The sequence below is a fragment of the Metapseudomonas resinovorans DSM 21078 genome (assembly GCF_000423545.1).
GTDB classification, from domain to species: Bacteria; Pseudomonadota; Gammaproteobacteria; order Pseudomonadales; family Pseudomonadaceae; genus Metapseudomonas; species Metapseudomonas resinovorans.
In genome coordinates this window covers 1-11,800 of record NZ_AUIE01000025.1, presented here as the reverse complement: position 1 = coordinate 11,800, position 11,800 = coordinate 1, and the positions used below count along the sequence as shown (strand labels likewise).

Here is an 11,800-nt window from a genome sequence, read left to right as displayed (position 1 = left end):
CCAGCCGAAGAAATCATAACGAAACGAGGAAGTTCCCCATGCGCCTGCTGTACTGCCTGCCCGCCCTGTTCGCCCTGCTGAGCCCCCTCGCCCAGGCCGAACTGCTCGACGATATCTGGGAACGCGGCAGCCTGCGCATCGCCCTGGAAGACAACAATCCGCCCTACAGCTACCGCGAGGGCGGCAAGCTGGTCGGCTTCGACGTCGAACTGGGTCGCGCCCTGGCAACGGAGCTGAACGTGGAGGCGGACTTCGTGGTGGACGACGGCGGCAAGATGCCGGACGGCCTGCAGAGCGGCCGCTACGACATTGCCCTGGACCAGTTCGAGCCGTCGGAAGAAGGCCAGGACACCCTGGAATTCAGCGAGCCCTACCTCTTCCCCCAGGCCGAAGCTGTAGGCGAAAGCGGCGCCGCGGCCCCCATGACGATTCCCTTCCAGAAGGGCAACCCGGCCTTCCGCGACAGCCTGAACCGCGCCCTGACCAAGCTCCGCAGCGAGCGCAGGCTCGGCGCGCTGTCCGAGCAATGGCTGGGCAAGGACCTCAGCCAGGCACCGGCCGCTGCCTCGCGCTGAGCCTCAGGCGTCGTCCAACTCGGCCAGGCGCGCTGCCGCCTCGGCCAGTTCCTCTTCGCTGAACACCTCGACACCGACGCGGCGCAAGGCCGCAGCGGTGACGCCCTCGCCAGCGACACGAACGCCGCTGAAGCTGCCGTCATAGTTCTCGCGATTGCCGCAGGAGGGGCTGCGCGCCTTGAGCAGCGCGATGCGAATACCGTAGGTGGCCACCAGTTCAAGGGCGATGCGCGCCCCGGCAACGAATTCGGTCGTCACATCCTGGCCGTCGTCGGTAAGCACCGGCAGCTCGCCGTCCAACACCGCAGCACCACGGCCGCCGGCAATCTCTGCCGGTGCCCGCGGTGTCGGCAGTCCACCGGCCACCTCCGGGCAGAGCGGCACGATGCGGCCCTCCACCTGCCAGCGCTCCAGCACACCGAACGGCCCGTGTGTGCCGCCGTCATAACGCACCCGCTGCCCCAACAAGCAACGGCTGACCAGAATCTTCTGCATCCTCTTCTCCAAAGGGGCGACACTTGAGGTCACCCCGGGTAACACCCATTCCGCTGGCGCGAACCGGGCACTGATCGAAGGTAGGGCCTTGAGCGGACAACTGCCAAGCCACTTCTTGGGGAAGCCGACGAGCTTCCCCATCCTTAGACGGGAAGCGCCCTGCGTCACTGGCTGTGGCTCACGCGGCGCTCCAGACTCTGCGCGCAACCTGCACAGGAGCGTGCCATGCGCAGAACAACACACAACCTCCGCCTTGCCCTGGCTTGCGGCACCGCCCTGCTCAGCGGTACCGGCCAGGCCGCCCTGGAATCCCTGGACAACCAGGCCCTCAGCGAGATCAGTGGCCAGGCCGGGATCAACCTGCGCCTGGACGTGATGGCCCGCATCGACAGCATCAGCTGGAACGACGATGGCGGCAGTCTGTCGCTGCGCAACGTGCGCATCGACAACGGCTGCCTGAAACCCGGCGATTGCCCCAACGGAGCTGGTGGCAACTTCCCCCTGGGTCCGGCGCAACTGGGCCTGACCGTCCCTGCGCTGGGCGCCGACCAGCCGACGCTCAAGCTGGACGTGGTCAAGTCCGCTTCAGGTACCCAGCAGATCCGTCTGGAGCTGCCCGACCTGACCACCATCAACGAACAACTGCAGGCCAGCTTCATCCCGGCCCAACGCATCCGCGTGCGGGTCGCCGCCGACATGCACATTGGCGAGAGCCGGCTTGGCAGCCTGGAAATCCGCGACATCACCGACCTGCGCGGCAACTTCCGGGTCTGGGGCCACTAGCCCCCGGCGCTCAGAGCGCTCCGCCGCGCCGCCGGAACCAACCTGCCAGGGACAGCCGCTCACGGTTCGCCGGCAAGACTTCGTGGGGTAACTCGGCGGACAGGAACACCACCAGACTGCCGCCCTCGGGCTGCACGTCATGTTCGCCGTCGGCCAGGTACAGGCGCAGAGCGCCGCCCTGATCCGGCTGCCAATCGGCATTCAGGTACGCCACCACCGACACCGCACGACGGTCGTCGTCGCGGAAGCGGTCCAGGTGCTTCTGGTAGAAGGCGCCGGGAGGATAGAGGGCGAAATGGCACTCGAAATCCTCCAGCCCCAGGTAGAGCTCACGGTTGAGCCGCTGGCGCAGCTCGTCCATCAGCGCCAGGTAAGCGTCGCTGGCGGCCGACTGGCCGGGCTCCAGCCAGTGGATACGGTCGCCACGCACCCCCTCGCGAATCTGCTGTCCCTCGCCACGGCCGACCGAAGCCGGCGCAAGACTCCCGGCAGCGGAGCGGGCGCGGCATTCTTCGGCCAAGGCGGTAGTGAGGTCAGCAGGCAACACGAGGTGCTGGTGGGACCAGCCCTGATTGGCCAGGTCGTCGACGATAAGGGCGGTCAGCGGGGATTCGGCAGGTGCAGTCATGATGGCGGCATTCTACCAGCGCATAGGACATCGCCTACATGACTTGCGGCAGTTTCCGACACCTCGACAATAAAGCCCAAGTCCGCTGAGAATAGCCGCACGCTCAACCCCGCCTCACCTGCCCACCGCCAACGCCTTCCCCCGCCGAACCGATGCCGTACGAGTGGGTCCGATACGAACAGCGGACTGCGTCATCAAGGAGTTTTCATGCGCCTGCTCTTCGCCGTTACCCTCCTCCTCTTCGGCCTGCCTGCCTTGGCCGACGATCACGCCAACCTTTACCAGGCGGCCGGCTGGCCAGAACAGCGTGCGCACTTCAACGACGCCCTTGCAGCGGCTCAGCAGCGCTATCAGAAGACCCTGCCGCCGGCGGTCTACCAGGCCCTTGTGGACAACAGCAACCGCCGCTTCCAGCCCGAGGCCATCGACCAGCGCGCCCAGGCTGCCCTCCGCGGCCAGTTGCACGACCCGCGCCCGGCCCTGGCCTTCTTCCAGTCGCCTCTGGGACGCAAGGTCATCGCCGCCGAAACCCTGGCCACCCGACGCGACCAGTTGGCCCTGCATGTCAACGGCCTGCCGCGCATAGAGGCCGACGCCACGCGACGCCTGCTGATCCGCCACCTGGCCCAGGCACTGCCGGCCCGCGAAGCCGGCGCCGAAGTCAGCCTTGCCCTGGCCGGCGTCGCCGCTGACAGCTTGAGCCAGATGCTCCCCGGCCTGCTGGGGAGCGGCCAGGCCCAGGGCATGATCGACGGCCAGCGCCAGCGGTTGATGGAGCAGATTGGCAACGACCTGGATAACACCCTGCTCTATGTCTACCGCGAACTGTCCGATCCGGAACTGGAAGAGTTCGTCACCTTCGCCGAATCCGCCGATGGCAAGGCCTACTATCAGGCCGCCCTGGCTGCCGTGCGCGCTGGCCTTGCCGTCGGCCAGGACGCCTCCGCACAGCAGGGCCTCTGAGCCGTCGGACAACGACTCCGGGCTAGCTCAGCCGCTCCCGCAAGAACCCGAAGTACCGCTCCCGATAGGCTGGCGCCTCGTTCACCAGATGGTGGCCGGCCCCTTCCAGCATCAGCACCTCCGGCCGATCGAACTTATCCGCCAGCACCCGCAGGTTGTGCCGCCAATCCACTGTCATGTCACCGCTCCCCTGGATCACCAGGGGCCGGCGCGTGCTGCGTTGCGCGTTCTCGATACACGGCACCCAGCGCGCCAGAGCTCCCACCCAGGCGGTGGGCAGGGTCTGCGGCTGCAGCGGGTCCTTGTGGTGGACGAACTCGATGAACTCGGCGTCGCTGGAGTTGACGCTGAAGCGCCGTGGAATGCCTTCGACGAAATGTCGCATCAGCTGGTAGCTGAACTTCGACCAGCCCCAGGCGCGCGGCCGCACCAGCGGGGCGAACAGCAGGGTCTCGCCCAGCTCCGGACGCGGCGCACCGGTCAGCAGGTAGTCCAGCAGGATGGCACCGCCAGTGCTCTGCCCAGCCAGGTGCCAGGGTTGCGGCAGGTTCAGGGCGGCAGCCTCTCCCAGCAGCGCCTGGAGCGTGGCCTGATACTCGGCGAAATCACCAATGCTGGCTCGCGCGCCGCTGGATAGCCCATGGCCCGGCAGGTCGCAGGCGATCACCGCGAAGCCCATGCCCAGTGCCCAGTCCACCAGATGCCCATAGAGCCCCATGTGGTCGTAGTAGCCGTGCAGCATCACCAGACTGGCGCGGGGCTCGGGCGGCAGCCAGAGCTGGGTGACCAGGGAGTACCCGGCCACCTCGACACAGCCCAGACGGCTCTGTACGCCGGGATGGCGCGTGGCGAAATCCAGCCGGTAGAACGCGCGATAGCTCTGCGCCTGGCGCAAGTCGGCAGCGCCTGCGGCCAAGGGTCGCAACAGAGGACGCAGGAGATCGGGCTGGAACGGGTCTGGCATCGGGTTTTCCCTGAGTGAAGCAACGCTATCCACAGGACCACCTGGGTCCCTGGCCGGCTGCCGATATTCTGCTGCCCGGCGCAACGTGGCAAGCTACGCGCCCCCGCACAGGCCTTTCACCATGCGTGCACCCAAGCCCAAGACACTGATCACCAGCCTCGTCCTCCTCACCTGCGTCTGCGCCATCCTGCTGGCCCTGCGCTGGTACGAGTCGCGCTATGTCCGCCCCTTCAATACCCAGGCCACGGTCTTTTCCGGCGAGCAACTGCGCCTGCCGGCCGAGCTCGCCGGACCGGGACCGATCCGCCTGGTGCATTTCTGGGACCCGGCCTGCCCCTGCAATGCCGGCAACCAGCAACACCTGGCCGAGCTGATCCAGCGCTTCGTCCCCCAGGGCGTGACCTTCCATGCGCTGCAAAAGCCCGGCAGCAAGGGCCAACTGCCGCCTGGCCTGGAAGCCCTGCAACCCCTGGTCGAGGTGCCCGGCGCCGGGCAACTGCCGGCGGTGCCCGCTGTCGGCATCTGGGACCGCGACGGCCATCTGGCCTACTTCGGCCCCTACAGCGAAGGCGCCGTGTGCAATTCGGCCAACAGCTTCATCGAGCCGATTCTCGAGGCCCTGCTCGACAACCGCCCGGTGAGCGCCAGCAGCACCCTGGCGGCAGGTTGCTTCTGTGCCTGGCGGAGCCCGTCCTAACCCGCTCGCAGACGCTCCCGATAGGCCTCCGGTGGCATCCCGTACCAGCGACGGAAGGCCCGGTAGAACGGCGACAGCTCGGAAAAACCGCAGGCCCGGGCCACCTCACGCATCGCCTTGCCGTCCTGCAGCAGTTCCACCGCGCGGACCTGCTGTACCGACTCCCGCACCCGCCGCAGGTTGCTGCCCTGCTCCGCCAAGGCCCGCTGCAGGGCACCGCCGCTGAAGCCCAGTTCGGCGGCGCAGGCTTCGAGTGAGCAATCCGCCTGGCCGAGGCGTACACCCAGCAGGTAGCGCAGACGGTTGAGCAGGTCGTTGCCCACCAGCGCATCCAGCTGCGTCTCCGCATGTTGCCAGAGCACCTGATGCAGTTCCGGATTGGCGGTGCGCGAGGGGCGTTTCAGCAACGCCGCCGGGAACAGCAACGCATCATGCTCACAACCGAATGCCGGCAGCAGGCCAAACAGTCGCTGGTGCTCGCTCACCCGCGCCGGTCGCCCATGACGGAACTGCACGCCCTCCAGGCGAAATTCGCCGTCGGTGATGAAGCCCAACAGCTTGGTGAACAACAGCGCCAGGCATTCCATCTGCTGGCGCAGGGAAGAGAATCCCAGGTAGTTGAGGTCGATCACCAGGCGCGCCTGCGCCCCCGCTACTTGCAACTGGGCGACGAAGCCACCGGAAAGGATGTGCTGGAAGCGCAGGAAGCTCGCCAGCGCCTCGCCCAGGTCGCGGCTGGCCAGCAGCAGGTAGCCCACCACGTCGAGCAGGCGCGGCTTCATTACCTCGCCCAGGTGCAGGCCGATATCGGGGTCGCCGATCAGCGTGTCCGCGGCCAGCCAGAACTGCGGCGCATCGTCGTGGCGCAGGCGGCCGTCCACCGGCGGCGGCCCGAGGCGACGGTGCTGGTTGACGCCGAGATAGATCTTCCCCGGGTCCAGGCCGAGCTCCGCCAGCGCCTCGTAGAGCAGACGGCGCAAGGTGGCGGAATGGGTCAGCGGAACGAAGCTGGCAACATCGGGCTCAGCGTTGGACATGGCGGCTCCTCGGAATTGACCGAAGACTTTCAGCTTGCAGGTCGCCGGTCAATGCCCGCGAAGGTCGGCTTGGGGAGAATGCCGCGACCATAACAACAAGGAGATTCGTGCATGAAACGCACCCTGACTGCCCTGGCCGTCATCATCGCCGCGACCGCCACCGGCGCCACCTGGTACAGCGAGAGCAAGAAGCCCGTGCGCGACGGCGAACTTTCCCTGGCCCATCTCCAGGCTCCGGTGACCGTCCACTACGACGAGCGCGGCGTGCCGCACATTCAGGCCGCCAACGAAGCCGACATGTACCGCGCCCTGGGCTTCGTCCATGCCCAAGACCGCCTGTTCCAGATGGAAATGCTGCGCCGCCTGGCCCGTGGCGAACTGGCGGAAATCCTTGGCGCCCGCCTGGTGGACACCGACCGCCTGTTCCGCACCCTGGGCATTCGCGCCCACGCTGACGAGTACGCCCTCAAGATGGACAAGGACAGCCCGGCGACCAAGGCACTGCAGGCCTACCTCGACGGCATCAACCAGTATCAGGACAACCGCCCGGCGCCGCTGGAGTTCGACCTGCTGGGCATCGAGAAGCGCCCCTTCACCGTCGCCGACACCCTCTCCGTGGCCGGCTACATGGCCTACAGCTTCGCCGCCGCCTTCCGCACCGAACCGGTGATGACCTATGTACGCGACGAGCTGGGTGCCGACTACCTGACCGCCTTCGATGTCGACTGGCACCCCGAAGGCGTGATCAGCCAGCCCCTGGCCAGCGCCGACTGGCAGGACCTCAACCGCCTCGCCCAGCTCAGCCAGCAGGCGCTGGTGGAAGCCGGCCTGCCGCAGTTCGAGGGCAGCAACGCCTGGGCCGTGTCCGGCAGCCACACCGCCAGCGGCAAGCCACTGCTGGCCGGCGACCCGCACATCCGCTTCGCCGTGCCGGCCGTGTGGTACGAGGCGCAACTGGCCTATCCGGGCTTCGAGCTCTACGGCCACCACCAGGCCCTCAATCCGGTCGCCTCTCTCGGCCACAACCGGCAGTTCGCCTGGAGCCTGACCATGTTCCAGAACGACGACCTCGACCTGATCGCCGAGAAGAGCAACCCGGACAACCCCAACCAGGTCTGGTACCAGGGCCAGTGGGTGAACCTGGAAAGTCGCGAGGAAACCATCACGGTCAAGGATGGCGAACCCGTAAAGCTGACCCTGCGTCGCTCGCCCCACGGCCCGATCATCAACGATGCTCTTGGCGCCGCTGCCGGCAAGACGCCAATCGCGATGTGGTGGGCCTTCCTCGAAACCGAGAACCCCATCCTCGACGCCTTCTACGACCTCAACCGCGCCAGCAGCCTGGACCAGGCCCGCGCCGCCTCCGAGAAAATCCACTCGCCCGGCCTCAACATCATCTGGGCCAACGCCAGTGGCGACATCGGCTGGTGGGCCTCGGCCAAGCTGCCCCAGCGGCCGGAGGGCGTGAACCCCACCTTCATCCTCGACGGCAGCACCCACGAGGCGGACAAGCCCGGTTATCTGCCGTTCAGCGCCAACCCGCACGAGGAAAACCCGGAGCGTGGCTACATTGTCTCGGCCAACTACCAGCCTCTGTCGCCCACGGGCGTGGCGATTCCCGGCTACTACAACCTGCCGGACCGCGGTCAGCGCCTGAACGAGCGCCTCGCCAAGCCCGGGGTCAAGTGGGATGTGCAGAACAGCCAGGCACTGCAACTGGAAACCGGCACCGGCTACGGCCCGCGCCTGCTGGCGCCATTGCTCGACGAGCTGCGCGCGGCGGCGGCCGACGACCGGGAGAAAGCGCTGGTGGAACAACTGGCAGGCTGGGACGGCGACCACGCGCTGGACTCGGTGGCCGCCACCCTGTTCAACCAGCTCACCTTTGAACTGGCCAGTGCGGCCATGCGCGACGAACTGGGTGACGCCTTCTTCGACAGCCTGCTGCAGACCCGCGTGCTCGACACCGCCCTGCCGCGCCTGGCGGACGACGCCGGCTCGCCCTGGTGGGACAAGCGCGATACGCCGCAGAAGGAAAGCCGCGCGGAGGTGGTCAAGGTCGCTTGGCAGGCCAGCCTCGCGCACCTGAAAAAGACCCTCGGCGAAGACAGCTCGAAATGGCTCTGGGGCACCGGCCACACCCTGACCCACGCGCATCCGCTGGGCCAGCAGAAGCCGCTGAACCTGCTGTTCAATGTCGGCCCCTTCGCCGCACCGGGCGGCCACGAGGTACCCAACAACCTGTCCCACCGCGTCGGCCCGGCGCCCTGGGAGGTGTTCTATGGCCCCTCGACGCGACGCCTGGTGGACCTGGCCGACGCCGAACATGCCCTGGGCATCAACCCGGTGGGCCAGAGCGGCGTGCCCTTCGACCGTCACTACAAAGACCAGGCCGAGGCGTACCTGCGCGGTGAGTACGTGCCGATGCACTTCGCCGCGGATGAGGTGAAGGCCAATAGCCAAGAGACGCTGAAGTTGGTGCCTGGGAACTGAAGCCCTGCCCCTCTCCCTGAACGGGAGGGGGGGGTGACCCGCACCTGGCTAACAACGCGCACCGCTCTTGCCCCCTCTCCCTGAGGGAGAGGGTTGGGGTGAGGGGGAAAGCCATCAGCCAGCGCGGGGTCGATCCTGAATGGCAGCCTTCAAACCCTCCCCAACGCCTGCGCCAGGTCCGCGCGCAGGTCATCCACATCCTCCACTCCGACCGACAGCCGCACCAGCGAATCGCCGATGCCCAGCTCGGCGCGGATCTCCGCCGGGATGCTGGCATGGGTCATGATCGCCGGGTGCTCGATCAGGCTTTCCACGCCGCCCAGGCTCTCCGCCAGGGTGAAGATGCGCACCGCTTCAAGGAAGCGCCGGGTGCCTGCCAGGTCGGCCCGCAGATCGAGTGAAATCATGCCGCCGTAGCCATGCATCTGCCGCCGCGCCAAGGCGTGCTGCGGATGGGACTGCAGGCCGGGGTAGTAGACCCGCGCCACCTGCGGCTGCTGCTCCAGCCAGTAGGCCAGTTCGAGGGCATTGCTGCAGTGGCGCTCCATGCGCAGCGCCAGGGTCTTCACCCCGCGCAGGGTGAGGAAGGCGTCGAAGGGACCGGCGATGGCGCCTACCGCGTTCTGCAGGAAGCCCAGGCGCTCGCGCAACAGGTCGCAGCGACTTTCGCCGGAGACGATGGCGATGCCACCGATCACGTCGGAGTGGCCATTGAGGTACTTGGTGGTGGAGTGCACGACCACATCGAAGCCCAGTTCCAGCGGGCGCTGCACCCAGGGACTGGCGAACGTGTTGTCCGCCACCAGGATGATGCCGCGCGCCTGGCAAAGCTCCACGATGGCCTCAAGATCGGCCAGCCGCAGCAGGGGGTTGCTCGGGGTTTCCACCCAAAGCATGCGCGTATCGTCGGTCAGCGCCGCACCGATTGCGCCGATGTCACTGAAGTCGACGAAGCTGAAGCGGTGTCCGGCGCTGATCCGGCGTACCCGTTCGAACAGGCGAAAGGTTCCACCGTAGAGGTCATTGCTGGCGACGATGTGGGAGCCACTGTCCAGCAGTTCCAGCACCGTGGCGATGGCAGCCAGCCCGGAGGCGAACGCGAAGGCCTGGGCACCGCCCTCCAGATCCGCGACACAACGTTCAAGGGCCCAGCGCGTGGGATTGTGGGAACGGCCGTAGTCCAGGCCCTTGTGCACGCCGGGGCTTTCCTGGGCGTAGGTGGAGTTGGCATAGATCGGCGGCATGATGGCCCCGGTGGAAGGGTCGGGGGCCTGGCCAGCATGGATCACGCGGGTGGCGAAGGCGCGCCGGAGGGTATCGTCCTGCTGGCTCATGCGAGGGTCCTCCGCAGGTGGTTGAGCAGATCGGAACGGGTAATCAGGCCATGGAAACCGGACGCATCGGCGATGATGGCCACCAGGCCACGGTCCAACTCGGCCTGCAGTTCAGCCAGGCTGGCGTCCGGCGCCAGCGTCTCCAGGCGCGTGGTCATGACGCTCGCCACTGGTTGGCGGAAGTGCGTCGCGTCAGCATGCACACCGAGCAGGATGTCGGACTCGTCGACCACCCCCACCAGGTCGTCGCCCTGGAGCACCGGTAGCTGAGATACATCTGCCAGGCGCATGCGCTGGAACGCCGTGAGCAGGGTGTCGTCCGGCCCCACGCTGATCACCCGGCCGTCTTCGAAACGCCGCGCGATGATGTCGCGTAAGTCGCCATATCGCTTGCGCGCCAGCAGACCCTGGTCGGTCATCCATTGGTCGTTGTAGACCTTGGACAGGTAGCGGGTGCCGGTATCGCAGACGAAGCTGACCACGCGCTTCGGGGTCTGCTGTTCACGGCAGTAACGCAGCGCCGCCGCCAGCAGGGTGCCAGTGGAGGAACCGCCAGGAATACCCTCGGCACGCAACAGTTCGCGGGCGTGGGCGAAGCTCTCTTCGTCGCTGATGGAATAGGCGTGACGAACACTGGACAGGTCGGCGATGGATGGCACGAAGTCTTCGCCGATTCCCTCCACCGCCCATGAACCGACCGCGCCCAAGGTCCCGCTTCGCACGTACTCGGCCATCACCGAACCTACCGGGTCGGCAAGGATCATTTCCAGGGCGGGCTGCACCCGACGGAAGTAGCGGGTCAGTCCTGTGAGGGTGCCAGCCGAGCCGACGCCGACCACGATGGCATCCACATCCTGTCCGGTCTGTTGCCAGATTTCCGGCCCGGTGGTGCTCTCATGGGCCAGCGGGTTGGCCGGGTTGTTGAACTGGTCGGCGAAGAACGCGTCGGGTATCTCCGCGGCCAGGCGCCCCGCCAGGTCCTGGTAATACTCGGGGTGGCCCTTGCCGACATCGGAGCGGGTGATGTGCACCTCGGCACCCATGGCTTTGAGGTGCAGCACTTTCTCGGTGGACATCTTGTCCGGCACCACCAGCACCACCCGGTAGCCCTTGGCGCGGCCCACCAGGGCCAGTCCCAGGCCGGTGTTGCCGGCGGTCGCCTCGACAATGGTGCCGCCGGGTTTGAGCCGGCCATCGCGCTCGGCGCTGTTGATCATGGCGACACCGATACGGTCCTTGATCGAGCCGCCGGGATTCTGGGATTCGAGCTTGAGGAAGAGCGTACAGAGCCCGGTATCGAAGCGGCTGACCCGCACCAGCGGGGTGTTGCCGATCAGGTCGAGGACTGCGGGACGAACATCTTTGACACTGTTCATGGCGTCACCTCCTTGCGCGACCAGGCAGGGGGGCGAAGCAGGCGCCCCACGCTGGAACATAGGTCGCACGGCGGAGTGCCGCCATGGGTTCCGACGAAGGGGGAGCAGAAAGGGCGATGCGGTACGTAGATCCTATGCAAAGGCCGCCCGCACGCCGATTCTTAATCCGGGGGATAGAAGGTTTGGCCCAGAGGAGGAATCGACATGCGAACGGCCTACGTTGAACAGCATAGTGCGAATGAACCGGTCCTGGCAGTGGCGCTGGAGTTGGCCAAGGCCAGTTGGAAAGTGGCGCTGAGCGATGCCCGGCGCAACCCCCGGCTGAAGACAGTCGACGCACCGCAGCCCCTGGCGCGCCTGGAGCAGGTGGTGCAAACGATCGCGGAGACGCGCGCGCTCTGGGCGTTGCCGGCGTCCGCCAGAGTGGTCGTGGTGTATGAAGCGGGCCAGGATGG

General features: G+C 66.9%; 12 protein-coding genes. 6 read left to right on the top strand and 6 right to left on the bottom strand.

All coding sequences use genetic code 11. The features are described from left to right. Positions 1-38 precede the first annotated feature (38 nt). Complete coding sequence (locus tag G559_RS0117715) at positions 39-575, top strand: transporter substrate-binding domain-containing protein (protein WP_028629521.1); 537 nt, start codon at positions 39-41, stop codon at positions 573-575. A gap of 3 nt (positions 576-578) precedes the next feature. Here the strand turns inward: G559_RS0117715 and G559_RS0117710 are convergent, their stop codons facing one another. Further along, entirely contained in the window at positions 579-1,070 is a 492-nt protein-coding gene (locus tag G559_RS0117710) for a DUF523 domain-containing protein (RefSeq protein WP_028629520.1), read from the bottom strand. A 225-nt stretch (positions 1,071-1,295) separates the two neighbouring features. Here G559_RS0117710 and G559_RS0117705 point away from each other — a divergent pair, with 225 nt between their 5' ends. Continuing rightward, positions 1,296-1,853 carry a DUF6160 family protein gene (locus G559_RS0117705; protein WP_036997549.1) on the top strand — a complete coding sequence of 186 codons (558 nt, stop codon included), beginning with the start codon at positions 1,296-1,298 and terminating at the stop codon, positions 1,851-1,853. Positions 1,854-1,863: 10 nt separating this feature from the next. Here the strand turns inward: G559_RS0117705 and G559_RS0117700 are convergent, their stop codons facing one another. Continuing rightward, complete coding sequence (locus G559_RS0117700) at positions 1,864-2,481, bottom strand: 2OG-Fe(II) oxygenase (protein ID WP_028629518.1); 618 nt, start codon at positions 2,479-2,481, stop codon at positions 1,864-1,866. A 207-nt stretch (positions 2,482-2,688) separates the two neighbouring features. On the opposite strand from G559_RS0117700, the gene G559_RS0117695 reads away from it, so the two are divergent. Next, the gene (locus G559_RS0117695) at positions 2,689-3,444 is read left to right on the top strand and encodes a DUF2059 domain-containing protein (RefSeq protein ID WP_028629517.1); all 756 of its coding nucleotides are present in this window, start codon (positions 2,689-2,691) and stop codon (positions 3,442-3,444) included. A 22-nt stretch (positions 3,445-3,466) separates the two neighbouring features. Here the strand turns inward: G559_RS0117695 and G559_RS0117690 are convergent, their stop codons facing one another. After that, on the bottom strand, positions 3,467-4,408 hold the full coding sequence (locus tag G559_RS0117690; RefSeq protein ID WP_028629516.1) for an alpha/beta hydrolase: 942 nt from the start codon (positions 4,406-4,408) through the stop codon (positions 3,467-3,469). A 121-nt stretch (positions 4,409-4,529) separates the two neighbouring features. Here G559_RS0117690 and G559_RS0117685 point away from each other — a divergent pair, with 121 nt between their 5' ends. Continuing rightward, on the top strand, positions 4,530-5,105 hold the full coding sequence (locus G559_RS0117685; protein ID WP_051246748.1) for a DUF6436 domain-containing protein: 576 nt from the start codon (positions 4,530-4,532) through the stop codon (positions 5,103-5,105). On the opposite strand, the gene G559_RS0117680 is transcribed toward G559_RS0117685, so the two are convergent. Next, the gene (locus G559_RS0117680; RefSeq protein WP_051246745.1) at positions 5,102-6,142 is read right to left on the bottom strand and encodes an AraC family transcriptional regulator; all 1,041 of its coding nucleotides are present in this window, start codon (positions 6,140-6,142) and stop codon (positions 5,102-5,104) included. The genes G559_RS0117685 and G559_RS0117680 overlap by 4 nt on opposite strands. 111 nt (positions 6,143-6,253) lie before the next feature. Here G559_RS0117680 and G559_RS0117675 point away from each other — a divergent pair, with 111 nt between their 5' ends. After that, positions 6,254-8,635 (top strand): penicillin acylase family protein, encoded by a 2,382-nt coding sequence (locus G559_RS0117675; protein ID WP_028629513.1) that lies wholly within the window; start codon positions 6,254-6,256, stop codon positions 8,633-8,635. Positions 8,636-8,784: 149 nt separating this feature from the next. Here G559_RS0117675 and G559_RS0117670 read toward each other — a convergent pair whose 3' ends face one another. Both G559_RS0117670 and G559_RS0117665 read right to left on the bottom strand, forming a co-directional pair. Continuing rightward, complete coding sequence (locus G559_RS0117670) at positions 8,785-9,969, bottom strand: trans-sulfuration enzyme family protein (protein WP_028629512.1); 1,185 nt, start codon at positions 9,967-9,969, stop codon at positions 8,785-8,787. Beyond that, positions 9,966-11,345, bottom strand: a complete 1,380-nt coding sequence (locus G559_RS0117665) for a pyridoxal-phosphate dependent enzyme (RefSeq protein WP_028629511.1) — start codon at positions 11,343-11,345, stop codon at positions 9,966-9,968. Before G559_RS0117665 ends, G559_RS0117670 begins: the two co-directional genes overlap by 4 nt. A gap of 204 nt (positions 11,346-11,549) precedes the next feature. On the opposite strand from G559_RS0117665, the gene G559_RS29060 reads away from it, so the two are divergent. After that, the coding region (locus G559_RS29060; RefSeq protein WP_036997547.1) for a hypothetical protein at positions 11,550-11,800 on the top strand (251 nt) is incomplete at its 3' end.